The 22088-nt window shown below is 62.0% G+C and carries 24 protein-coding genes; 11 read left to right on the forward strand and 13 right to left on the reverse strand.

Translation table 11 applies throughout. The features are described 5' to 3' along the window. Positions 1 to 18: 18 nt before the first annotated feature. Positions 19 to 843 (reverse strand): CheR family methyltransferase, encoded by an 825-nt coding sequence (locus HB860_RS10375; RefSeq protein ID WP_005329773.1) that lies wholly within the window; start codon positions 841 to 843, stop codon positions 19 to 21. A gap of 17 nt (positions 844 to 860) precedes the next feature. Next, positions 861 to 1772: a chemotaxis protein CheV gene (locus tag HB860_RS10380; protein ID WP_025327540.1), complete on the reverse strand. Its 912-nt coding sequence runs from the start codon at positions 1770 to 1772 to the stop codon at positions 861 to 863. A 236-nt stretch (positions 1773 to 2008) separates the two neighbouring features. Here HB860_RS10380 and flgA point away from each other — a divergent pair, with 236 nt between their 5' ends. The 3 genes from flgA (at position 2009) to HB860_RS10395 (ending at position 3442) form a co-directional block, all read left to right on the forward strand. Next, a complete protein-coding gene (gene flgA, locus HB860_RS10385; RefSeq protein ID WP_310650727.1) occupies positions 2009 to 2614 on the forward strand; it encodes a flagellar basal body P-ring formation chaperone FlgA in 606 nt (201 codons plus the stop codon). 94 nt (positions 2615 to 2708) lie between these two features. Continuing rightward, positions 2709 to 3029, forward strand: coding sequence for a flagellar biosynthesis anti-sigma factor FlgM (flgM, locus tag HB860_RS10390; protein WP_247626576.1), 321 nt, complete (start codon positions 2709 to 2711; stop codon positions 3027 to 3029). Continuing rightward, positions 3026 to 3442 (forward strand): flagella synthesis protein FlgN, encoded by a 417-nt coding sequence (locus HB860_RS10395; RefSeq protein WP_247626577.1) that lies wholly within the window; start codon positions 3026 to 3028, stop codon positions 3440 to 3442. The genes flgM and HB860_RS10395 overlap by 4 nt, the downstream gene beginning before the upstream one ends. Positions 3443 to 3475: 33 nt before the next feature. On the opposite strand, the gene yfcE is transcribed toward HB860_RS10395, so the two are convergent. Further along, entirely contained in the window at positions 3476 to 4030 is a 555-nt protein-coding gene (gene yfcE, locus HB860_RS10400) for a phosphodiesterase (protein WP_247626578.1), read from the reverse strand. 10 nt (positions 4031 to 4040) lie between these two features. After that, complete coding sequence (locus HB860_RS10405) at positions 4041 to 5678, reverse strand: peptide ABC transporter substrate-binding protein (protein ID WP_247626579.1); 1638 nt, start codon at positions 5676 to 5678, stop codon at positions 4041 to 4043. A 301-nt stretch (positions 5679 to 5979) separates the two neighbouring features. On the opposite strand from HB860_RS10405, the gene HB860_RS10410 reads away from it, so the two are divergent. Continuing rightward, positions 5980 to 6903: a DMT family transporter gene (locus HB860_RS10410; RefSeq protein WP_247626580.1), complete on the forward strand. Its 924-nt coding sequence runs from the start codon at positions 5980 to 5982 to the stop codon at positions 6901 to 6903. 169 nt (positions 6904 to 7072) lie between these two features. Here the strand turns inward: HB860_RS10410 and rsuA are convergent, their stop codons facing one another. After that, positions 7073 to 7765, reverse strand: a complete 693-nt coding sequence (rsuA, locus tag HB860_RS10415) for a 16S rRNA pseudouridine(516) synthase RsuA (RefSeq protein ID WP_106886353.1) — start codon at positions 7763 to 7765, stop codon at positions 7073 to 7075. Between the two features lie 174 nt (positions 7766 to 7939). On the opposite strand from rsuA, the gene HB860_RS10420 reads away from it, so the two are divergent. Continuing rightward, on the forward strand, positions 7940 to 9127 hold the full coding sequence (locus HB860_RS10420; protein ID WP_247626581.1) for an HD-GYP domain-containing protein: 1188 nt from the start codon (positions 7940 to 7942) through the stop codon (positions 9125 to 9127). Here the strand turns inward: HB860_RS10420 and HB860_RS10425 are convergent. Next, positions 9124 to 9312 carry a hypothetical protein gene (locus HB860_RS10425; protein ID WP_139434855.1) on the reverse strand — a complete coding sequence of 63 codons (189 nt, stop codon included), beginning with the start codon at positions 9310 to 9312 and terminating at the stop codon, positions 9124 to 9126. The two genes, HB860_RS10420 and HB860_RS10425, sit on opposite strands and share 4 nt — an antisense overlap. A 122-nt stretch (positions 9313 to 9434) precedes the next feature. Continuing rightward, positions 9435 to 10088 (reverse strand): fructose-6-phosphate aldolase, encoded by a 654-nt coding sequence (gene fsa / locus HB860_RS10430; protein ID WP_139434853.1) that lies wholly within the window; start codon positions 10086 to 10088, stop codon positions 9435 to 9437. Between the two features lie 128 nt (positions 10089 to 10216). Between fsa and HB860_RS10435 the strand changes: the two genes are divergently transcribed. From HB860_RS10435 to HB860_RS10455, 5 genes are all read left to right on the forward strand, one after another. Further along, positions 10217 to 11113, forward strand: coding sequence for a glycyl-radical enzyme activating protein (locus HB860_RS10435; protein ID WP_247626582.1), 897 nt, complete (start codon positions 10217 to 10219; stop codon positions 11111 to 11113). A 4-nt stretch (positions 11114 to 11117) separates the two neighbouring features. Beyond that, positions 11118 to 13550 carry a formate C-acetyltransferase/glycerol dehydratase family glycyl radical enzyme gene (locus tag HB860_RS10440; RefSeq protein ID WP_247626583.1) on the forward strand — a complete coding sequence of 811 codons (2433 nt, stop codon included), beginning with the start codon at positions 11118 to 11120 and terminating at the stop codon, positions 13548 to 13550. Between the two features lie 95 nt (positions 13551 to 13645). Beyond that, positions 13646 to 14392 carry a DNA-binding transcriptional regulator YciT gene (locus HB860_RS10445; protein WP_247626584.1) on the forward strand — a complete coding sequence of 249 codons (747 nt, stop codon included), beginning with the start codon at positions 13646 to 13648 and terminating at the stop codon, positions 14390 to 14392. A 138-nt stretch (positions 14393 to 14530) separates the two neighbouring features. Continuing rightward, on the forward strand, positions 14531 to 15424 hold the full coding sequence (locus HB860_RS10450; protein WP_247626585.1) for an EamA family transporter: 894 nt from the start codon (positions 14531 to 14533) through the stop codon (positions 15422 to 15424). 136 nt (positions 15425 to 15560) lie between these two features. Further along, entirely contained in the window at positions 15561 to 17366 is a 1806-nt protein-coding gene (locus HB860_RS10455) for an extracellular solute-binding protein (RefSeq protein WP_432612676.1), read from the forward strand. A gap of 86 nt (positions 17367 to 17452) precedes the next feature. On the opposite strand, the gene HB860_RS10460 is transcribed toward HB860_RS10455, so the two are convergent. Both HB860_RS10460 and HB860_RS10465 read right to left on the reverse strand, forming a co-directional pair. Next, the gene (locus HB860_RS10460; RefSeq protein ID WP_005331447.1) at positions 17453 to 17845 is read right to left on the reverse strand and encodes a DUF2750 domain-containing protein; all 393 of its coding nucleotides are present in this window, start codon (positions 17843 to 17845) and stop codon (positions 17453 to 17455) included. 94 nt (positions 17846 to 17939) lie between these two features. After that, positions 17940 to 18497, reverse strand: coding sequence for a hypothetical protein (locus tag HB860_RS10465; protein WP_247626587.1), 558 nt, complete (start codon positions 18495 to 18497; stop codon positions 17940 to 17942). Between the two features lie 248 nt (positions 18498 to 18745). Here HB860_RS10465 and HB860_RS10470 point away from each other — a divergent pair, with 248 nt between their 5' ends. Continuing rightward, positions 18746 to 18994 (forward strand): TIGR02647 family protein, encoded by a 249-nt coding sequence (locus HB860_RS10470; protein WP_139434838.1) that lies wholly within the window; start codon positions 18746 to 18748, stop codon positions 18992 to 18994. On the opposite strand, the gene HB860_RS10475 is transcribed toward HB860_RS10470, so the two are convergent. The 4 genes from HB860_RS10475 to HB860_RS10490 all read right to left on the reverse strand — a co-directional run bounded on the left by HB860_RS10475 (position 18981) and on the right by HB860_RS10490 (position 21969). Further along, positions 18981 to 19277: a hypothetical protein gene (locus HB860_RS10475; RefSeq protein WP_139434913.1), complete on the reverse strand. Its 297-nt coding sequence runs from the start codon at positions 19275 to 19277 to the stop codon at positions 18981 to 18983. The two genes, HB860_RS10470 and HB860_RS10475, sit on opposite strands and share 14 nt — an antisense overlap. Before the next feature lie 95 nt (positions 19278 to 19372). Next, entirely contained in the window at positions 19373 to 19582 is a 210-nt protein-coding gene (locus tag HB860_RS10480) for a cold-shock protein (protein WP_005331438.1), read from the reverse strand. 205 nt (positions 19583 to 19787) lie between these two features. Further along, entirely contained in the window at positions 19788 to 20888 is a 1101-nt protein-coding gene (locus HB860_RS10485) for a dihydrolipoamide acetyltransferase family protein (protein WP_247626588.1), read from the reverse strand. A gap of 94 nt (positions 20889 to 20982) precedes the next feature. Beyond that, positions 20983 to 21969: an alpha-ketoacid dehydrogenase subunit beta gene (locus tag HB860_RS10490; protein ID WP_234569727.1), complete on the reverse strand. Its 987-nt coding sequence runs from the start codon at positions 21967 to 21969 to the stop codon at positions 20983 to 20985. Positions 21970 to 22088 lie beyond the last annotated feature (119 nt).

The raw sequence follows: 22088 nt of genomic DNA on the forward strand, positions 1-22088 counted from the left end.
AGAGGGACGAGGGGGGAGTTATTTGACCTTGTAGACGATGCCGGGGTTGCAGCGGATCATCTCGAACTTGTCGGTGAGGCCCGCCAGGGACTCCGAGGCCCCCAGCATCAGATAGCCGCCAGGATTGAGGCTGCTGGCAAACTGGTTGAGGATCTTGGACTTCACCTCTGGCGCGAAGTAGATGAGCACGTTGCGACAGAAGATGATGTCAAACTTGCCGAGCAGGCTGTAGCTCTCCAGCAGGTTCAGGGGCCGGAAGCTGGTCAATTTTCTGACACGCTCCGATACCCGCATCTTGTTGTCGCCGCAGGGCTCAAAGAACAGCCGCTTGCGCTCGGGTGACAGGCCGCGAGCCAGTGCCAGGCTATCATAGACCCCCTCCTTGCACTGGTTGAGCATGGTGCTGGAGATGTCGGTCCCCACTATCTGCACCCCGCCCGGCAAGGTGCCGGGGCGTTTGACCTGCTGCTCCAGCGCCGTCATGGCGATGGAGTAAGGCTCCTGCCCGGAGGAGGAGGCCGCAGACCAGATCTTGATGGGACGACCACTCTTGCCGAGCTCGGGGAAGATCTTGTCGCTCAGCAGCTGGAACGGGTAGGTATCGCGAAACCACAGGGTTTCATTGGTGGTCATGGCATCGACCACGGCCATCTTGAGCTCCCGCTCGCGCACGTTCATCGCCCGGGTCACCAGTTCAGACAGACTCTCGATACCAAACTGAGTCATCAAGGGCGACAGACGGCTCTTGACCAGATACTGTTTGTTGTCACCCAGCACTATGCCGCTCTGCTGCGCCAGAAAATTGCTGAATTGCCTGTATAAGTCGTCCGAAAGTGTCTTCATGCAGTTGTTCTTCTTTATTAGAGGGCGCCTTGTACGGCCTTGGCCAACTCATCAGGCTGGAATTTGGCTATGAAGTTGTTCGCACCAACTTTCTGCACCATGGCCTGATTGAACACCCCACTGAGGGATGTGTGCAGGATAACATGCAAATCCTTGAGGTTGGGATTGTTGCGGATCTCGGCGGTGAAGGTGTAGCCATCCATCTCCGGCATCTCGATGTCGGAGATGACCAGGGCAATCTGATCGAGGATGGGGCCCTGCTTGGCCATCTCCAGCAGCATGTTGAGGGCCTCCCGTCCATCCTTGGCCAGCACGCACTGCACCCCGATGGCCTCCAGCGCCCGCTGTACCTGCTTGCGCGCCACCGAAGAGTCGTCGGCGACCAGCACGGGACGGCCGTGGGGGTTGCGCTCCACGCTGGCTTCCACCAGCTCGGCACTCACCTCGGTGGAGACCGGCGAGATCTCGTTGAGAATGCGCTCCACGTCCAGGATCTCCACCAGCTCGCCATCCACCTCGGTCACCGCCGTCATGTAGTTGATGCGACCGGCGCCCTTGGGGGGCGGCAGGATGGACTCCCAGTTCATGTTGATGATGCGCTCGACCGAATGGACCAGGAACCCCTGAACGGATCTGTTGTACTCGGAGATGATGATGAAGCACTTGGAGATGTCCTGGATGGGGCGCTTGCCCATCGCCATGCTGAGATCGATCACCGAGATGGTCTGGCCGCGAATGTGCGCCACACCGCGAATGCAGGAGTTGAGCTTGGGCATGACAGTCAAGGGAGGGCACTGCAGCACCTCACGTACCTTGAATACGTTGATGCCAAATCTTTGACGTCCGTTGAGACGAAACAGCAGCAGCTCCAACCGGTTTTGTCCCACCAGCTGGGTCCGTTGGTTGACCGAGTCCAGAATACTCGCCATAAACACTCCCTAAAAAACGCTTGGCACTGATCGTGCATGTTGTGTGTGCATGCACATTGGCTTGCATCAGACTATCGATGTCTCGACAACCGAAATCTGCAGCAAGCATAGTTAACTGCGATGGTGTACGTGAACAACTTATCGACCGGTAAGCAAAAATGATTAATAGACTTTTCCTCATCTTACTGCCGTTTTGCAGCCTCTCTCACGCCATGGCATCCGAGGTGACCGACTATCTGCAGGAGCAGGCACAGACATTCGTCCTCGACCAGCTGGATGTCCCCCTCGATGCCCAGGCCGAGGTGACCGCCGGTACCATAGATGAGCGCCTCCCCCTGAACCACTGCGAAGAGGGGCTGACTATCTCCCTCCCGGCCAAGATGGAGATACGCCGCAACACCACCGTCTACCTCAAGTGCGAGGGAGACAAACCCTGGGATCTCTATCTCCCGGTGCGGGTCAGCATCCAGAAACCCTATGTGACCGTCGCGGCTCCCGTGGCCAAGGGGGACATACTGAGCGAGTCCATGCTGACCCTGGCCTACCAGGATCAGACCCTGATCCGCGGTGACTATCTCACCGACCCCGCCGCCCTCATCGGGGTGCGCAGCAAGCGTGAACTCAAGCCGGGCCAGCCAATCAGGCTGACTCAGGTCTGCGTGGTCTGCAAGGGGGACCAGGTCACCCTGAGTGCGGAAAACAGCAGCATGCAGATCAAAACCATGGCCCGAGCCTTGCAAGATGGCAGCTTCGGAGACATGATCAGGCTCGTCAACATTCGTTCCGGCAGAGCGGTGCAGGGCCAGGTGAGTGCCGTCGGCTCTGTGGTGGTCACATTCTGACTGTTTTATTAATGCAGCAATTTTTTTCTAAAGTTCTGACCGCCGTCACCGATAAACAGGTAAGCGAACAGCAAAGCAGACGAAGGTAAACCGTATGGCTATCAACAATATCAACAACTTGGCAAACAGCCGGTTGCAAAACAGTGGGACCAGTCAAGGTGTAGCCACCAAGTCCGCGGCCTCTGCCGAGAGCAATCGTGCGGCGACCGTCAAGACCGACTCTGTCTCCTTGACCAGTGAGGCGCAGCAATTGCAACAGATGCAGAAGACCCTCAACACCGCCTCCACCGGTAACGAGAGCCGCGTCGAAAGCCTGAAGAAGGCCGTGGCCAGTGGGGAATACAAGGTCAACAGCGAAGCCGTGGCCAGGAAGATGTTCAGCTTCGAAGCGGATCTGGACAAACGGCTGGGATGATGGAACTGCCTTCGCTGCTGCACGCCCAGGACCACAACCTCTCCCAGATGCAAGGTTTGCTGGCAGAGGAGTTTGACCTGCTCAAGGCACACCGGGCCCTGGCCTTGCCGGCGCTGGCCGAGCGCAAGCAGCAACTGCTTGAGGCCATCGAGACCCTGGACAAGACATTGGCCGAGCTGCCCGATCTGCAGCAACAACTCGGCGCCTTCCCGACCCAGGTGCAGGCCCTGCAAGCCAAGCTGGAAGCCTGTCAGGAGCAGAACAACCTAAACGGTCGGCTGCTCGAGCTCAGCATCATCTCCAATCGCCGCCTGGCGAGCTTTCTCAGCAAGTTGCGAGACAGCAACTCCCTGACCTATGACGCCAAGGGCAATACCCGCTCCGGCACCCGCTCCCTGGGTATCAAGGCCTAATCCTCTCTCCTTCCTTCTCTTGATGCCCGGCAGTCAGAGCACCAGTTCCATCAGCCTTGCCCCGTCGCGGCAGGCATGAATGCTCATGACGCCATCCTCATACCGGCCATAGCTGGCCGCCCATTCTCCCCTCGGAAAACAGATGGATCCCGGGTTCACCAGCACCAGTTCCCCTTCTTGCCGCACTTCTCGTCGCAATACGGGCAGGTGGGTATGGCCGCTGATGAAGAGGCTGCCCGCCGGCAAGGGCACCGCCTCGGGCTCATAGAGATGACCATGGCTGACGAACCAGCGCCGACCGTCCACCAGCAACTGGTTGTAGGGGGCCGTGATGGGGAAGTGCAGCAGCATCTGATCCACCTCGGAATCGCAGTTGCCCCGCACCGCCATGATCCGGGGGGCCAGCTGGTTGAGCCGCGCCGCCACGGCGGCAGGCTCATACCCCGCCGGCACCGGATTGCGCGGGCCGTGGTTGAGCAGATCCCCCAGCAACAGATAGTGATCCGGCTGCCAGGGGGCAAGCTGCGCCAGCACCTGCTCCAGGGCAGGCAGGCTGCCGTGCAGATCGGAAATGATGGCTATCTTCATCGCGCACTCCTCATGGCTGGCTGAAGTAGAGATCCTTGGTGGCGATGGCCCCCTTCAGGTTGCTGCTCGGCAGGCCGCGCAGGGCGGGGTCCACCAGCCTCATCTGGTTGTAGTGATAGACGGGGATGACGGGCATCTCCTCCATCAGCAGTTGCTCGGCCTTGCGGTAGAGCCCGGTTCGGGCGGCGCCATCCAGAGAGTCAGCGGCCTGTTGCAACAGGCCGTCGAAGGCCGGGTTGCAGTAGCCGCTCTCGTTCTGGGGATCCTGACAGCGGAAACTGCCCAGCATGGACGAGGGCTCGACATAGTCACCAAACAAGAAGGAGCGGGCCAGCATGAAGTCGCCGCTGTCCTTGGCCACCTGATAGGCATTCCACTCCATGTTGTTGAGGGTGACCTCCACCCCCAGCGGCTTCCACATGGCCGCGACCGCCAGGGCCAGCTTCTTGTGGTTCTCCGAGGTGTTGTAGGTCAGCGTCAGCTTGAGGGGGTGGGCACTGTTGTAGCCCGCCTCCGTCAGCAGGGCGGCGGCCCTGGCCAGACGGGTCGGCATGTCCTCCAGGGCCAGCGCCGAACCCAGCTCTTCGTAATCCGGCATGCCGGGCAGCAGGGACCAGGCCGGCCGCTCCCCCTGACCGCTCACCTTCTCTGTCAGCAGGCGGCGATCCATGGCCATGGAGAGCGCCTGACGCACCCGCACATCCTGCAGCTCTGGGCGGCGCAGGTTGAAGGTATAGAGGTAGGTCCCCAGCAGCGGCAGGCCCCAGATCCGCTCCGGGGTCTCTTCCATGGTCTTCTGGTAGTACTCCAGCGCCACCTTGTTGGTGAGCTGGATCTCCCCCGCCTCGTAGCGCAGCCGCTCCGCGTGCTGGGAAGCCAGGGGCAGATAAGTTACCCGCTGGATCCGGGTGTGGGCATCATCCCAGTACTGGGGGTTGCGCTCGGCTTCGATGCGCTCGTTCGGCACCCAGTTCACCAGCCGGTAGGGGCCGTTGCTGACCAGCTTGCCAGGCTGGGTCCACTGCTTGCCAAACAGGGTGATGGCCCGCTCGTTGACCGGCACGAAGGGGCGCTGGCTGATGAGCTGCAGGAAGTAGGGCACGGGCCGCTCCAGGGTCACCTTGAGGATCTGATCGCTCTCGGCCTCCACCCCCAGGGCATCGAGATCGAGGGCACCGGCATAGATGGACTGGGCGTTGTTGATGCCGGTCGCCAGCAAGAGACCGGCGGAGGGCGAGGCCTGCGCCGGGCTCAGCAGACGCCGCCAGGCGTAGACGAAATCCTGGGCGGTGAGTGGCTCGCCGTTGGACCACTTGAGCTGCGGACGCAGGAAGAAGCGCCACACCAGGCCATCCTCGCGCGTCTCCCAGCGCTGGGCCTGGGCCGGCACTATCCTGCCCTGCCCATCCTCGCTGACCAGCCCCTCGAACAAGTCCACCAGCACCACCTCCCCCGGGAAACCGGAGCGGATCTGGGCAGGGTCGAGGGACTCGGGTTCGGCGCCGTTGCCCTTGACCAGGGTCTGTCTGTCAGAGAGCGCAGGCTGCTGCACCACTGTGGTCGCCTGCAACGGCGGCGCCAGCATCAGTCCGAGCAGCATGGGAGAGAGCCAGCGACGGGCTGGCCGGGCGGCGAAACGGTAAAGCATGACATCAACCTCGTTCAATTCACTTTATTTCAAGAAGGGGGAAGGCCGGCGGCGCGCCTTAAAACGAATGCATGATGCCGCGCTTGTTATCCCCGAAGACGCCCCGTATTGTATCGGGCTTGCCCGGCAGATGGAGTCTTTCGGGCTATTTTTTTCAGGGGATTTTTCCCAACTGTCAGCCACGAGTGCGCAAGACCGCCTGACGGCCCCCTCGACTCGCCTCGCATGAAGGTCAGTCAGGCCGCCATGGCGCTCGATGCAGGCATCAGCCCGGCTGATTTCTACCGTTTCAGGGGTCTTTATGGGGTATGAGTGGCTGGCGCTGGCTGCCGCCAGTTTATGGGCCGTCGCAGCCCTGATTTCCGTCAAACCGGCACGCCATCTGGGGGCCTTTGCCTACAGCCGCTGGCGGATGTTTCTGGTCAGCCTGATGCTGGCCAGCGCCAGCCTGGTCACGGGGGGCTGGCAGACCCTCACCCAGAGCGCCCTGCCACTGCTGGCGTTGTCGGGGCTCATCGGCATCTTCGTCGGTGACACCGCGCTATTTGCCTGCATGAACCGGTTGGGGCCCAGGCGCAGCGGCTTGCTGTTCTCCTGCCACGCACTCTTCTCCGCCCTGCTCGGACTCTGGCTGTTTGGCGAACAACTCGGTGGCTGGCGTCTGGTGGGGGCCTTGCTGGTGCTGGCCGGGGTCATGCTCGCCATCCTGTTCGGCCGCCGTGGCAACCCGCAGCAGGCGCAACAGCACAACGAATGGGAACAGGTGCGCGGCCACCTCACCGTCGGCATCGCGCTCGGCCTGACCGCGGCCCTGTGTCAGAGCCTGGGAGCCATCATCGCCAAGCCGGTGATGATGGCTGGCAACGTGGACGCGGTGAGCGCCTCCGGCATCCGCATGGGGAGCGCCCTGCTGGCGCACTGTGCCCTGCGGGTGCTGAGGGTGCCCCTGGCCATGCCGCACAACCCCATCAATCGCCAGGTGCTTGGCATGATAGGCATCAACGGCTTCCTGGCGATGGCCCTGGGGATGACGCTCATCCTTGTGGCCCTGCGCCAGGGGGACGTGGGCATGGTGGCCATCCTCTCCTCCACCACCCCGGTCATACTGCTGCCCCTGCTGTGGTGGCACTCGGGGGTACGCCCTGCCCTGCCCGCCTGGGCCGGCGCCCTGCTGGCCACCCTGGGCACGGCCCTGGTACTGGGAGCGGGGTCAGTCGGGGGTTGATGCTGGGCTTCGCTCAGTGCCAACCTGCGCCCAATCATCGAGCTCATCCGAATATGCTTCGCTATTCGAACCTACAAAATTCAATTAGTTCTGCCGGTTCGATTAGTCGCGTCGCGGCGTAATCGGACGCGGTAACCTCATTGCGAACCTTCGCCGTCGGATGGCGTGATTAAAACTGGGCAACTTCCTCGGCAGTCAGCTCCCGGTATTCCCCCGGTGCCAGCTCGTCGTCCAGGCCGAGCGCCCCGATCCGCTCCCGATGCAGCCCAATCACCTTGTTGCCGATGGCGGCAAACATCCGTTTCACCTGGTGGTACTTGCCCTCGTGAATGGTCAGTCTGGCCTCGCACTCCCCCAGGATCTCCAGCTGGGCGGGACGGGTCTTGTCGGTCTCGTTGCGCAGGTAGACACCATCTTCAAACAGCGAGATGGCATCCTCGCTCACGGGGTCGGCCAGCCAGACATGATAGGTCTTGGCACACTCGTGGCGCGGCGAGGTGATGCGGTGGGACCACTTGCCATCGTCGGTGATCAGCACCAGGCCTGTAGTGTCGAGATCGAGCCGGCCCACCACGTGCAGCTTGCCCATGGCGGGCTCATCCAGCAGGTGGAACACGGTGGCGTGATCGGGATCCTCGTTGGAGCAGACGTAGCCTTCCGGCTTGTGCAGCATGAAGTAGCGATTCTGCTGATTCAGGGTCAAGGTCACGCCATCAAACTCGATCAGGCTCTGCTCATTGATGTGGAAGGCGGGCTGCTTGACCAGGATACCGTCCACCATCACCTCCCCCTGACGGATCAGCTTGCCCGCCTGGGAACGGGTCAAATCGGAGCAATCGCAAAGAAATTTATCGAGCCTCATGCACAAAACCTCGGAATCCAACGTTATCAAGGGGCGTCATTATATAGGCCGGCCCCCACAACGCCAGCACTAAGGGAGAAGTTAGGCAGATGGCGCCTGACGCCATGATGTGCCAGTGATAGACTGCCGACAGAGCGCCGACAACACGCATAATAATAATCCCAGGAAGCCACCATGAAGCCGACTCAGCCTCATCCCGTCATCCCCGTCAACCAGTTGCAACCTGGCATGTACGTGTTAGCCATCGCCAGCCAGACCGGCGCCATGGAAATCGCCCAGACGGGGCTGGTGACCAACCGTCAGCAGGTGGATGCGCTGATCCGGCGCGGCGTGCTGACGGTGCGGGTGGATCTCGCCCGCAGCAAACTGCCCGGGATCGAGCAGGTCGTCTCCCCGAGCCCGGCCCAAAGCGCCGGCTCGGCGCGTCCCGCAGGCAGTGGCGAAGGGCGCGAGCTCAAGATCCGCCGTCTCTATCAGGAGGCGCGCGAGCTGCAGGGCAAGTTCATTCGCCACCTCAAGGCCGGGGAACCCATCGACATCACCCCGCTGGCGGCGGTCGCCGAGGAGATGGTGGACACCATGTTCACCCATGGCGACGCCATGCTCTGTCTGGCGCGGATCCGGGCCAAGGATGCCTACCTGATGGAACACTCCATGAACGTGGCCATACTGCTCGCCAACTTCGGCCGTTATCTCGGGCTTGAGCGCAGCGTGCTCAAGGAGCTGACCCTGGGCGGCCTGCTCCACGACGTGGGCAAGATCATGACCCCGGACGAGGTGCTCAACAAGCCGGGCAAGCTGACCGACGAGGAGTTTGGCGTGATGCGCCAGCACGTGGTGCACAGCTACGACATCCTCAGCAATACCGCTGGCATCACCCCCACCATGCTGGAGGTGGCCGCCAACCACCACGAGCGCCTCGATGGCACCGGCTATCCGCAGCGGCTCAAGGGGGATCAGCTCTCCCTCTATACCCGCATGAGCGGCATCGTCGATGTCTACGATGCGGTGACGGCAGACAGGGTCTACAAGCAGGGGATGCAGCCGACCCAGGCGTTTCGCATCCTGCTCAAAGGCATCAACCAGCACTTTGATGCCGAGCTGGTCACCAAGTTCATCAAGTGCATGGGGGTCTATCCGGTGGGCACCCTGGTGCAGCTATCCAACCAGCGGCTGGCGGTCGTGATGCAGCGCAACGAACAGCAGCCGCTCAAGCCGCTGGTCAAGGTGATCTATCACGCCACCCAACGCCACTACCTCGAGGTGCAGTGGCTGGATCTCGCCAGAAATGGGGGGCAGGAGAGCATAGAGAGCACGGTCGATCCCAAGGAGTTTGGCATCAACCTGGCCAACTTCGTCTAGCGAACCTGGGACTCCGGTGCCTGCTCGCGGCAATAGCGGAGGAGGAACTCCTCATCCAGCGGGGAGAGATCGAAGCGAACGCAGGCCTCTTCGATGGCCCGGATGTCGTGTTCATGGTGTTCGCTGAGCCAGCGTACGGCGCGGCGCAGATCCTCACCATGGGGCAGCAGGGTATGGTCGCTCATGGGATACCTCCGGTAGACAGCAAGGCGGCCAGCGAAGGTGGCCACCTCTTCCAAGTCTAGTCGGTCAATCCCCATCACCCGCGCCTCTTCACCCTCCCCCCTCTATCACTGCAGTCAGGCAATCAGCGACCGAAGGCGCGCTGCCAATCCTGATCAAACTTCACCAGCGCCGCATCCACCGCAGGCACGTTCAGCAGCTGCTCAGCCACATCGAGCGGCAGGGTGATGGATTGGCAACCGGCCAGCAGGCAGTCAAGGGCCTGACGGGGAGTGCGGAATGACGCCGCCAGCACCTTGCTGTTCGGTGCGTGCAGCTCAAGCAGCTGTTGCAGCTCCTGCACGGTGGCAATGCCATCACCCCCCTGGGCATCCAACCGGTTCACGTAGGGAGCGACATATTCCGCCCCCGCCACCGCCGCCAGCCAGCCTTGCAGCGGGGTATAGACAGCAGTGCCCAGGGTCGGCACGCCGTTGGCGGTCAGGCTCTTGATGGCTGCCAGCCCCTCTGCGCATACCGGGATCTTGATCACTAGATCCGGGTCCAGCTCACGCAGGGCAAATGCCTCGCGCACCATCTCGGTTTCGGTTTTGGCCATCACCTGGGCAAACAGTCGAGCCTTGGGTCCCAGCACGTCGCGCAGGGCGGGCAGCAGCTCGTAGAGCGGCAATCCCCCGGCGGCAGTAATGGAAGGATTGGTGGTAACACCGGCCAACGGCAGGATCCGTGACCAGCGACGCACTGCCGCCACATCGGCGGTATCGAGATACAGCTCCATCTCTAACTCCTTAACGGGATGTTCAATATGTCGCCATTCTAGCGATAAAACATCTGCAAATTACTTGATCGAAATCAAATCAACCTTCGAATGAAAGCAGATAGAATGAAAAAACAAAAGGGGGCGGTATGATTTTCGACCTGCAACGATATTCAACTCACGATGGCCCCGGCATTCGCACCCTGGTATTTCTCAAGGGGTGTTCGCTGGCCTGTCTGTGGTGTCAAAACCCGGAGAGCCGCTCTCCCAAGCCGGACATATTACTCGACCGGCGCCAATGCATTGAGGGATGCCAGCTCTGCAGCCAGACCTGTCCGGCAATCTTGCATGACAGCGAGGGGATCCAGCTCACCCGTTCAGCCCTCAAGGCCGACGATATGGAACGGCTGCGCGGTCTCTGCCCGAGCGAAGCGCTGCAAGTGTGCGGCCGGGATGAAACCCTGGATACCCTGATGGACACCATACTGCGGGATCGCCCCTTCTTCGAGCGCAGCGGCGGTGGCGTCACCCTCTCCGGTGGCGAGCCGTTTATGCAGCCCGACTTTGCCGCCGCCCTGCTGGCCCGCTGCAAGGCACAAGGGCTGCACACAGCGGTCGAAAGCTGCCTCCATGTGCCCTGGCACCAGATTGAGCCAAGCCTCCCCTCACTGGATCTGGTGCTGGCGGATCTCAAACACGTTGATAAAGAACGTTTCTTCCACTGGACCCGCGGCAAGGTGGAGCTGCCCATCGCGAACCTCAAACGCCTCGCCGAGCACGGCGTGCCGGTGCAGATCCGGGTGCCGCTCATTCCCGGCTTCAATGCCGACCGCGAATCGATCGAAGCCATCACCGACACCGCCGCCAGCCTCGGCACAGTGCAGGAGATCCACTTCCTCCCCTACCACACGCTGGGGATGGGCAAATATGCCCTGCTGGATCTGCCCTATCAGGCGCCGGACACACCGCTCGACGACCCCGATTTACTCCGCTTTGCCCACGCATACGCCCAACGTCAGGGGCTGACCCCTGTGACCAGAGGATAAGATCATGACCCAGCTCGACCTCAATACCCTCAGCCCGCGGATCCGCGCCCACAAAGAGAGCCTGATCCACATCGTTCAGCCGCCGGTCTGCACCGAGCGTGCCCGCCACTACACCGAGGCCTATCAGGCTCATCTCGCCCGCCCGCTGCCGGTGCGCCGCGCCCTGGCGCTGGCTCATCACCTCAAGGAACGCACCATCTGGATCAAGCACGACGAGCTTATCGTCGGCAATCAGGCCAGTCAGGTACGGGCTGCGCCGCTGTTTCCCGAATACACGGTGAGCTGGATTGAGAAGGAAATAAACGAGCTGGCAGACAGACCCGGTGCCGGCTTTGCGGTCAGCGAAACCGACAAGGCGGTCATCCACGCCCTCACCCCCTTCTGGCGTGGCCAGACGGTGCAGGATCGCTGCTTCGGCCTCTTTACCGACGAGCAGAAAGCGCTGCTGGAGAGCGGCATCATCAAGGCCGAGGGCAACATGACCTCGGGGGATGCCCACCTCGCGGTCAACTACGAGGAGCTGCTCACGCTGGGGCTCGATGGCTTCAAGGCCAAGGTGGCCGAGCGGCGCAGTCGGCTGGATCTGGCGGATTGGGCCGATCTGCAGCGCGAGCAGTTCCTGCACGCCGTCGCCATCACCCTGGAGGCGGTCAGCGATCACATCGGGCGCTACGCCACCCTTGCCCATGACATGGCCGTGCAGGAGCCGCGCCCGGAGCGCCAAAGCGAGCTTGAGACCATGGCGCTCAACTGCGCCCACATCGCCCACCAGCCCCCCGAGACCTTCTGGCAGGCGCTGCAGCTCTGCTACTTTATCCAGCTCATCCTGCAGATCGAATCCAACGGCCACTCGGTGTCGTTTGGCCGGATGGACCAGTACCTCTATCCCTGGTATCGCCGCGAGGTGGAGCTGTCGGAATCCCTGTCTCGGACGCGCGCCATCGAGCTGCTGCAAGGGTGCTGGCTCAAACTGCTGGAGGTGAACAAGATCCGCTCCGGCACCCACTCCAAGGCCTCCGCCGGCAGCCCGCTCTACCAGAACGTCACCATCGGTGGCCAGAACTGGCGCGATGGTGCGGCCCATGACGCGGTCAACGGCCTCTCCTACGCGATTCTGGAGTCCTGCGGCCAACTGCGCTCGACCCAGCCCAACCTCTCGGTGCGCTACCACGCAGGGATGAGCGAGGATTTCCTCGACGCCTGCATTCAGGTGATCCGCTGCGGCTTTGGCATGCCCGCCTTCAACAACGACGAGGTGGTGATCCCCGAGTTCATCAAGCTCGGGGTGAGCGTGGAGGATGCCCACCACTACGCCGCCATCGGTTGCATCGAGACCGCCGTGCCCGGCAAGTGGGGCTACCGCTGCACCGGCATGAGCTTTATCAACTTCGCCCGCATCCTGCTGGCCTCCCTCGATGGCGGCCGCGATGCCACCACCGGCAAGGTGTTCCTGCCCCAGCCCCAATCGCTGCGAGACGGGAGCTTTGGCAACTTTGACGAGGTGATGGCCCGCTGGGATGAGCAGGTGCGCTACTTCACCCGCAAATCCATCGAAATCGACTGCGTGGTCGACAGCGTGCTGGAGGCGCAGGCCCACGACATCCTCTGCAGCACTTTGGTAGATGACTGCATCGAGCGCGGCAAGACCATCAAGGAGGGGGGCGCCGTCTATGACTGGGTCTCCGGTCTGCAGGTGGGGATCGCCAACCTGGGCAACAGTCTGGCTGCCCTGAAGAAACTGGTGTTCGAACAGGGTGCGGTGGATCAGCACGAGCTTGCCGCCGCCCTGGAGCAAGACTTTGCCGGGCTGGCGGGGGAGCAGCTACGTCAGCGCCTCACCAACGCCGCCCCCAAATATGGCAACGATCTGGACGAGGTAGATATGCTGCTGGTGCAGGCTTACCAGAGCTACATCGACGAGCTCAAGGGGCTGCACAACACCCGCTTCGGGCGCGGCCCCATCGGCGGTACCTACTATGCCGGCACCTCCTCCATCTCCGCCAACGTACCGTTCGGTGCCGCCACCATGGCCACCCCGGATGGTCGCCGCGCCCGCACGCCGCTGGCGGAAGGGGCCAGCCCCTCCTCGGGGTCGGATCGTCTCGGCCCGACGGCGGTGTTCAACTCCATCGGCAAGCTGCCCACGGCGGCCATCCTCGGCGGGGTGCTGCTCAACCAGAAGCTGAGTCCGGCCAGCCTTGAGAACGAGCGGGACAAAACCAAGCTGATGAGCCTGCTGCGCACCTTCTTCGAGGTGCACAAGGGGTGGCACGTGCAGTACAACATCGTCTCGCGCGAAACCCTGCTGGCGGCCAAGGCCAATCCGGATCAGTACCGGGATCTGGTGGTGCGGGTGGCCGGCTATTCGGCCTTCTTCACCGCCTTATCCCCGGATGCGCAAGATGATATCATCGCCCGCACCGAGCACAGTCTCTGACGGGGCGCGTCCCATGGCGCCTGTGACGTCATATGATTGGCAAGCCACCCCACGGGTGGCTTGCCGCTATCCACCACCTTGCATGCGAGCGCACCATGAATCCACGCCATCAACTGATCCTCACCCTGGTCCATCAGGCCCGCAAGATGAGTGTGGCCGAGCTGTCCCGGCACACAGGGGTGTCAGAGGTAACGGTGCGCAACGACCTCACCGCGCTGGAGAAACAGGGGCTGCTCAGACGGGTGCACGGCTCGGCCATGGCGCTGGAGACCGATGATCCGGATGCCCGGATGAACATCAACTACCTGCTCAAGGAGCGCCTCGCCGAGCGGGCCGCCCAGCTGGTGGAAGATGGCGAGACGGTCTTTATCGAAGGGGGCAGCGCCAACGCCATGCTGGCGCGCCACCTTGCCCTGCACAAGCGGGTCACCATCATCACCATCAGCAGCTATATCGCCCATCTGCTCAAGGACACCCCGGCCCAGGTGGTGCTGCTCGGCGGCCTGTTCCAGCATCAGAGCGAAAGCGTGGTGGGGCCGCTGACGCGCCTGTGTATCGAGCAGGTGCACTTCTCCAAGGCCTTCATCGGGGTCGACGGTTTTCACCCCGAAGTGGGCTTTACTGGCCGCGACATGATGCGGGCCGACGTGGTCAACAGCGTGCTGGCCAAGGGGGTGACCAATGTGGTCATTACCGACAGCAGCAAGTTTGGCGCCATCCACCCCAGCCAGCTGGGTGCCCCGGGCCAGATCGGCGTGCTGGTCACCGACGATGCCCTGCCCGCCCCCATGCGGGCAGCTATCGCGGCCAAGGGGATCACCCTGCACTGCGTCACCGCCTGAACCTGTCATTGCGGCTCTCCGCCTGGACCCGCCCCACCCTCCCCCCGCTTGCGACTTGACGCCAGCCACCCTGTCGAGGGTATGCTCGTTTCCTTCCGGCGCCATCTGATGGCCCTGCCTCTCACACAAGGACGCTGTATGCAAGCCAAGGACAAGTGTCTGGCCGCCCTGGTCATTCTCTGCTGGGGACTCAACTTCGTGGCGATCAAATGGGGGCTGGAGGGCATACCGCCGCTGCTGCTGGGGGCGCTGCGCTTCGTCGGCGTTGTCTTCCCCGCCATCTTGCTGGTGCCCAGGCCGGCCATGCCCTGGCGCTGGCTGCTGGCCTATGGCGGCGCCATCAGCCTGGGGCAGTTCGCCTTCCTGTTCTGCGCCATGAAGTTCGGCATGCCAGCGGGCATGGCCTCCCTGGTGCTGCAATCCCAGGTGGTGTTCACCCTGCTGTTCGCCATGATCTGGCTGGGGGAGCGCTGGCAGCCTCACCACTGGGTAGCGCTGCCGCTGGCGGGGGCCGGTCTCTATCTCATCGCCACCCATGGCGAAGGCAACCTGACCCTGCTCGGCTTCGTGCTGACCCTGTGCGCCGCCGCCTGCTGGGGCCTTGGCAACGTCATCAATCGCCAGATTGGGCTGCGTTACCAGACAGCTCTGCCAAGCCTTATCGCCTGGGGCGGCCTGGTGCCCATACTGCCCTTCTTCGCGCTCTCCTGGTTGTTCGAGGGGCCCGATGCCATTGCCACCAGCCTGCTCAACTTCAGCTGGCAGGGGCTCTTGTGCGTGCTCTATCTCTCGCTGGTCGCCACCTGGCTTGGCTACGGCCTCTGGGGGCGGCTGCTGATGCGCTATCCGGTGGCCCAGGTGGCGCCACTCTCCCTGCTGGTGCCCTGCGTCGGCATGGTGGCGGCCGCCCTGCTGCTCGATGAGCACCCCACGTCCCTGCAGTGGCTGGGATCCGGCCTGGTGCTGCTCGGCTTCGTGGTCCATCTGCTGGGCGGAAAAATGAGGCTGTTCAAGGCACAAGCCGAGCATTGACCTCGATGGGGAAACTTCCCATGATGAGACAGGCCCTCACGGGCCCCACAGCTTGACCCGGCAGGACGCCAACCATCAGGAGAGCAAGGACATGCTGCACAGTTCACCCTCGGTCATCCCCGCTTTGCCCCGTGTCATGCGGGCCGCAGCCATGATGCTCCCCCTCTGCTGGAGCGCCTTCGGCTGGAGCGCCACCCTGCCGGCGGATCTCAAGTGGGAGAGCAACGACACAGACCCCGTCTATGCCGATCCAGAGGCCAAACGGGGCGGCACCTTCCGTGACTTCATGTCGAGCTTCCCGCTCACCTTGCGCAAGTACGGGCCCGACTCCAACGGCGGCTTCGCCGGTTACGTCCGCGAAACCAATCTGCCCCTGCTCGCCACCCATCCGGTGACCGGCAATCCCATTCCCATGCTGGCCAGCGCATGGGCCTTCGGCGCCGACCACAAGACCCTCTATTTTCGCCTCAACCCCAAGGCGCGCTGGTCGGACGGCCAGCCCGTCACCGCCGATGACTGGCTCTTTACCCTCAAGATGATGCGCAGCAAGGAGATCAATGATCCCTGGTACAACAACTACTACAGCACCCAGATAAGCGAGGTCACCAGGTTCGACGATCACACCCTCGCCATCACCAGCGGCACCGAGAAGAGCCGGGAGGATTTGCTGGAATCCCTGCCGTTCAGCCCGGAGCCGAGCCATGCCATCAAGCTCACGGCCAACTGGGTCAAGGAGTACAACTGGAAGGTGCTGCCGGTCACCGGCGCCTACCAGATTGGCGAGCTGAAGAAGGGCAAGTCGGTCACCTTCAACCGGGTCAAGGATTGGTGGGGTGACGAGGAGCGCTACTTCCAGCACCGCTTCAACCCGGACCGGATAGAGATCAAGGTGCTCAGGGATCAGAACATCGCCTGGCAGCACTTCCTGCGCGGCGATCTCGACACCTTCCCGCTGGTCATGCCCAACTGGTGGCACGACAAGAGCAAGACAGCGGAATTCGAGAAGGGGTATATCGAGCGGCTCTGGTTCTACAACCAGACCCCGCAGTCCCCCATGGGGCTTTACCTCAACACCGCAGACCCGCTGCTCAAGGATATCAATGTGCGGCTCGGCATCCAGTATGCCCTCGCCCTCGACAAGATGATCGCCACCCTGCTGCGGGGAGACTACCAGCGCCTCAACAGCTACGGCTCGGGCCAGGGGGCTTTTACCAACACCGACATCAAGGCACGCCCCTTCGATCCCAGGCTCGCACGGGACTACTTCGCCAAGGCGGGCTTCACCAAGACGGGGCCGGATGGCATCTTGCAAAACGACAAGGGCCAGCCCCTCTCCCTCAGCATCACCTACACCACGGCCGAGCATGCCCAGCGCCTGACCCTGCTGCGGGAAGAGGCGAAGAAGGCGGGTCTCAATCTGGAGCTGAACCTGATGGATGCCTCAGCCGGCTTCAAATCCATGTTGGAGAAGAAGCACCAGAGCGCCTGGATGGCCTGGAGCAGTGGCCGCTATCCCGCCTACTGGGAGCACTTCCACAAGGTCAACGCCAACAAGCCCCAGACCAACAACATCATGAACCTCGATGACGACGCCATCTCGGCCCTGGTGGAGCAATACGACAAGGCCTTCGACTTCGGCAAGAAGGCCGAGCTCTCACGGCAGATCCAGCAGCGGCTCTATGAGCTGGCCAGCTTCGTCCCCGCCTATCAGGTCCCCTATACCCGGGCTGGCGCCTGGCGCTGGGTAAAACTGCCCAAGATTCCGGCAACCCCCCAGAGCGATCTGCTCTACTGGCCCCTGGATGGCGCCAACTCGGGCTACAGCTTCGGCGGCCTGCTCTGGATTGACGAGCAGCTGAAAGCGGAGACGAAAGCCGCCATCAAGCAGGGCAAGACCTTCCCTCCCGTCACCCTGATCGACACCCGCTATCAACAGCCCTGAGCCCTCTCTACGCTCTCGCTCGGCGCAAACAAAAGACCCCGCACTGTGGCGGGGTCTTTTTTGTGGCGGCAGCGCCTGGGCGGGACTTAGCCGCGCTTGGCCTGCTTTTGCGCGATGGCGTCGGCCACGTCGGCCGGATCCAGCACTATGCCTTCCTGTTCCGGGGTCGGGAACACGGCCACGCAGAGTTCGTCCTGCTCCATGCCATCGACCCAGCGATCCAGCCACACCTTGAGGGTGATGGATTGCGGCTTGCAGTCTGCCCACTCGCCTTCGGCCCACGCCTTGGCGTATTCCGGATGCGGCCAGACCGGGATGCAGTCTTCGTCTTCGGTGGTCAGCATCATGACGCCGTGCTCGTCGGTCAGAACAAACAGCTCTTCGTGCTCGACCAGCTTGCTGATGAAGTGATCAAAGCGGTAGTCGGCGTTCAGTTGCAGCGCGGCATTGCGCTCGGTGTCGCTAAGTTCATAGCTCATTGGTCAAGTCTCTCATTCAATAAAGGGCGACATGTTCACATCTTGCTGGCGCCTTGTCCAGCAAGAGTGCTCGGTCGCCCCTGTTTCGGCGATCTCAGCCCAGCGCCGGGGTCACCAGGGTGATCTCCGCCGTCTCGCAGAAACGCTGGCGCAGCCAGTAGGCGGACTCCACCTCGACGAAACAGAGCTGATCCCGCCCGGCCTGCACACCTTGCATGATCTGCTCGAAGCGCGCCTGTTGCTGCTGCTGCCAGGCGGTCGCCAGCCCGGTGCCATGGGCTTCATCCACCACCTCGCGACGCAGCTCGAACAGGTTATCGGTGATCGGGCTGTTGATCTTGCCAGGGTTGTGCCAGTACATCAGCAGGTTGTCCAGCATCTCTTCGTCGTAACTCGCCAGCGCATCCAGCTCGGGAGTATCCCCCTCGCCGCCGGTCCCGAAATCGCACCACCCCGCCGCCAGAGGGGCCAGGGTCTGGGCCCCGCCCCCCTTGCCATGCTGACGCAGGGCGGCAACATCCGCCCCCTTGATGGAAGGCAGCCAGAGATCCCCCTGATGCTCATCGAGCAAGGGAAGCAACAAGGACGGAGCATAAACAGGAAAGCGGGGACCTAGGGTGTGCAGCAGAGATACCAGAGTGACAGTGATCATGAGACGCGCCTTGAGCTGGAAGACCTGGGTTCATACCTGGCCAGGGGGACAAAAGAGGGACCATTCTACCATGTTTAGCGGCACGCGGACTCTGCTCGTCCAGCCAGCTGGGGCGTGAGGCTTCCGGCCAAAAAAGCAGCGTTCGGGCACAGCCGGCCCAGACAAAGCCCAATACTTTGAGCCAGCGCCCACTAAAGTCAAACCGGGAATGCTAGTTTGCATACATCTTTAGCGTAAGGAGTGCATCCATGAGTGGGATCGACCAGGTTTCTGACGATTTTGTGAATGAGCTGAAAATACTGGCATGCTTTGATCCGGCCAACATGAGTCTGGGGATCAAGTTACGCAGCGACATGTCTGAAGAGTTGTGCCTGGCGGCGCAGCGCCTGCACAGCCAAGGCATGATCAGTGCCGTTGATGGCGGCTATCTGACCCCCTTCGGCATGACCATGCTGGAGCATCTTCAGCACCTGCTGGTGGCACTCAAGCCGAATTGAGTTCCTGCGGCGCCCAGAGCGAGAAGTTGAGCAATTCCCAGCGCTTTCCCTGCCGCAGCAGACAAGCAAACAACAAAGGACCTTCGGGTCCTTTTACCTTGCCATCGATCAGCCACTCCCCTGCCCGCTTCGGGACAGGCTGCGCCTTGATCTCCTCGGGCTGCTCTGCCTTGCCCAAACGGACCTGCACGAATTGCTGGCACACGGTCACGGCCTCGCTGGCCGCGGGATCCGGCACAGGAGTATTGGCAAGCACCACGGTCAACAAGAGTGATGGGAGCATGATGATGGTCATTGGCAAAGGTGGTTTATGAATATGCCATAAAACAAAAAGCCGTGGCACCAGAGGTACCACGGCTTTCTTAAATTCTGTAAGAATTACAGAGCAGTTACGTTCTCAGCCTGCGGGCCTTTCTGACCTTGGGTCACAGAGAACTGTACGCGCTGACCTTCAGCCAGGGTACGGAAACCGTTACCGCTGATAGCGCTGAAGTGAACGAAAACGTCCGGGCCGTTTTCTTGCTGGATGAAGCCAAAACCTTTGGTTTCGTTGAAAAACTTAACGGTACCGGTGATCATGTTAGACATATCTTTAACCTGTATTCAAAATAATTACTTATGCTTTTCAGCGGATAAAGCTCAAAAACGGGATTAACTTATGAACAACAGGAAAAGATGCAAAACATCATATTCATTGACATAACTAACGCCCTTTCAAGCTGGTTTAGATTATACGTGCCTTTGTCGATTACGCAACCAAATTTGCACCCCGCCGGGGGCAGGGTGCAATCACTTACGCATCAGCCGCTTCCAGTGCCTGAACCAGGGCTTTGAGGAAGCGCGCAGCCTCCCCGCCGGTACAGGCTCTGTGGTCAAAGGTCATCGACAAGGGCAGTGCCCGGACCGGCCGCGCCTCCCCATGGATGAAGACCACTTTTTCGAACAATTTGCCCGCCCCTATGATGGCCACCTGGGGTGGCGTGACGATAGGGCTGGCATAGCGGCCTGCGATGGCACCGAAGTTGGTGAGGGTGATGGTCGCCCCCTGCAGCATCTCCCGCGGCACGGCGCGCGCCTTCACGTCGGCGATAATCCGATCCAGTCCGTGACGTATGTCCGCCCGCTCCCGCTCGGCCACGTTCTCCATCACCGGCACATAGAGCCCGTGCTTGGAGTCGACGGCGATGGCCACGTTGACCTCCCTGAACAGCCGTCTTGACAGGGTATCCCCGTCAAACCAGGCATTCATGGAGGGCTCGGCACGACACGCCACCCCGATGGCCTTGATGAGGCGCACCGTCACGTCTTCGTCTGCCCGCCAGTGACGCAGGTCCACCTCGTCGGTGATGCTGACCGGCACCACAGTCTGATGGGAGTGCTCCATCGCCTTGGCCATGGCCCGGCGCGAGCCCTTGAGGAACTCGTTGCCGCTGCTCTGCAGCGCTTCGAAGGCGCTCTGCACGTCCTGCTCGGTCACCATGCCGGCGCTGCCAGTGCCCTTGAGCCTGTCGATGTCCAGCCCCAGTTTTTGCGCCAGCAGACGTACCGCCGGCATGGCCTGCACCAGGGCGCCACCGGGCGCCATGGCTCCCACCACGAAGTGATCCTCGATGTGCCGTTGATGGGCGCTGACCTTACCCACCACAGTACCGTCGTCCTCCCCCCCCTCGAATTCCACCAGGGGAGCACCGATGTGGAGTATGTCTCCCTCCTGGCCGCACAGCCTGGCGATCACCCCCGCCACCGGCGAGGGCACATCCACCAGCGCCTTGGCGGTTTCCACCGATAGCAGCACCTGATCGACACTCACGGTATCGCCGGCACTGACCTTCCATTCGACTATCTCGGCCTCGGCCAAGCCTTCGCCCAGATCCGGTAATTTGAAAAATTTCATGACCAGTTCTCCATCCGCGGGAACATCACCAAAGATTGACCGACTTCATGGCTCTTCCTTGCTCGGGCGCCTGGGCGCCAACAGTTGAGAGACGTCATAGCCACTTGTTCTCCATCAGTTGGTGAGCCGCATCCGCGATATCCTGCTCGGTGATGAGGTAATACTCCTCGTTGCGATAGTAGGGGACGGCGGCATCCACCCCGGTGAGGCGCTTTGGCGGCGCCTTGAGGGAGGTCAACGCCTCCTCGGTGACCCGCGCCACGATTTCGGCACCGACCCCGAAGCTGCCACAGGCCTCGTGCACCACCAGCAGACGCCCGGTCTTGCGCACCGAGGCCAGGATGCTCTCCATGTCCAGGGGCTTGATGGTGGCGAGATCCAGCACCTCGCACTGGATGTCCTGCTCCGCCAGCAGGGCGGCGGCTCGCATCACCTCCTGGATGCAGGCCCCCCACGCAACCACGGTGAGATCCCGTCCGGGCCTCAGGGTGAAGCAGACATCCAGCGGCAGGCCGACGCCGTCATCCACCACGTCCGACTTCATGGAGCGGTAGATGCGGTCAGGCTCGAAGAACATCACGGGATCCGGGTCGCGAATGGCCGACAGCAACAGGCCATATGCCCGTCTCGGGCTGGAGGGGATGACGACCCTCAGACCCGGAATATGGGCAAACAGAGCTTCGACGCTCTCGCTGTGGTGCTCGGGCGAATGGATGCCGGCGCCATAGGGGGAGCGGTAGACGATGGGACAGGAGAGCCGGCCACGGGTACGGTTTCGCATCCGTGCCGCCTGGCAGATGATCTGCTCCATGCCGGGGAAGATGAAGCCCTGGAACTGGAATTCGGCCACGGGTTTGAGTCCCTGGGTCGCCATGCCGACCGCCACCCCGGCGATCAACCCCTCCGCCAGCGGTGTGTCTATCACCCGCTTGAACCCGAACTTGTCGCGCAGCCCCACTGTGGCGCGAAACACCCCGCCGTTGACCCCCACATCCTCACCCAGCACCACCACATCGGGGTCGTGCTCCATCTCGTGATGCAGCGCCAGATTGATCGCTTCGAGCAGCGTTATTTCACTCATGCAGCCTCCCCGAACCCAAAACCATCTCGTGATGCAATGTCAGGTGGATCTCTTCGAGCAGCGTTATTTCACTCATGCAGCCTCCCCAGACCCAAAACCATCTCGTGATGCAATGTCAG

The sequence above is a fragment of the Aeromonas genomosp. paramedia genome (assembly GCF_023093515.1).
In the GTDB taxonomy this organism is placed as follows: domain Bacteria; phylum Pseudomonadota; class Gammaproteobacteria; order Enterobacterales; family Aeromonadaceae; genus Aeromonas.

Coding starts and splice junctions, on each gene's coding strand:
- HB860_RS10375 (WP_005329773.1), bottom strand. CDS start 843: ATGAAGACACTTTCGGACGACTTATACAGGCAATTCAGCAATTTTCTG.
- HB860_RS10380 (WP_025327540.1), bottom strand. CDS start 1,772: ATGGCGAGTATTCTGGACTCGGTCAACCAACGGACCCAGCTGGTGGGA.
- flgM (WP_247626576.1), top strand. CDS start 2,709: ATGGCTATCAACAATATCAACAACTTGGCAAACAGCCGGTTGCAAAAC.
- HB860_RS10395 (WP_247626577.1), top strand. CDS start 3,026: ATGATGGAACTGCCTTCGCTGCTGCACGCCCAGGACCACAACCTCTCC.
- yfcE (WP_247626578.1), bottom strand. CDS start 4,030: ATGAAGATAGCCATCATTTCCGATCTGCACGGCAGCCTGCCTGCCCTG.
- HB860_RS10405 (WP_247626579.1), bottom strand. CDS start 5,678: ATGCTTTACCGTTTCGCCGCCCGGCCAGCCCGTCGCTGGCTCTCTCCC.
- HB860_RS10410 (WP_247626580.1), top strand. CDS start 5,980: ATGGGGTATGAGTGGCTGGCGCTGGCTGCCGCCAGTTTATGGGCCGTC.
- rsuA (WP_106886353.1), bottom strand. CDS start 7,765: ATGAGGCTCGATAAATTTCTTTGCGATTGCTCCGATTTGACCCGTTCC.
- HB860_RS10420 (WP_247626581.1), top strand. CDS start 7,940: ATGAAGCCGACTCAGCCTCATCCCGTCATCCCCGTCAACCAGTTGCAA.
- HB860_RS10425 (WP_139434855.1), bottom strand. CDS start 9,312: ATGAGCGACCATACCCTGCTGCCCCATGGTGAGGATCTGCGCCGCGCC.
- fsa (WP_139434853.1), bottom strand. CDS start 10,088: ATGGAGCTGTATCTCGATACCGCCGATGTGGCGGCAGTGCGTCGCTGG.
- HB860_RS10435 (WP_247626582.1), top strand. CDS start 10,217: ATGATTTTCGACCTGCAACGATATTCAACTCACGATGGCCCCGGCATT.
- HB860_RS10440 (WP_247626583.1), top strand. CDS start 11,118: ATGACCCAGCTCGACCTCAATACCCTCAGCCCGCGGATCCGCGCCCAC.
- HB860_RS10445 (WP_247626584.1), top strand. CDS start 13,646: ATGAATCCACGCCATCAACTGATCCTCACCCTGGTCCATCAGGCCCGC.
- HB860_RS10450 (WP_247626585.1), top strand. CDS start 14,531: ATGCAAGCCAAGGACAAGTGTCTGGCCGCCCTGGTCATTCTCTGCTGG.
- HB860_RS10455 (WP_432612676.1), top strand. CDS start 15,561: ATGCGGGCCGCAGCCATGATGCTCCCCCTCTGCTGGAGCGCCTTCGGC.
- HB860_RS10460 (WP_005331447.1), bottom strand. CDS start 17,845: ATGAGCTATGAACTTAGCGACACCGAGCGCAATGCCGCGCTGCAACTG.
- HB860_RS10465 (WP_247626587.1), bottom strand. CDS start 18,497: ATGATCACTGTCACTCTGGTATCTCTGCTGCACACCCTAGGTCCCCGC.
- HB860_RS10470 (WP_139434838.1), top strand. CDS start 18,746: ATGAGTGGGATCGACCAGGTTTCTGACGATTTTGTGAATGAGCTGAAA.
- HB860_RS10475 (WP_139434913.1), bottom strand. CDS start 19,277: ATGCTCCCATCACTCTTGTTGACCGTGGTGCTTGCCAATACTCCTGTG.
- HB860_RS10480 (WP_005331438.1), bottom strand. CDS start 19,582: ATGTCTAACATGATCACCGGTACCGTTAAGTTTTTCAACGAAACCAAA.
- HB860_RS10485 (WP_247626588.1), bottom strand. CDS start 20,888: ATGAAATTTTTCAAATTACCGGATCTGGGCGAAGGCTTGGCCGAGGCC.
- HB860_RS10490 (WP_234569727.1), bottom strand. CDS start 21,969: ATGAGTGAAATAACGCTGCTCGAAGCGATCAATCTGGCGCTGCATCAC.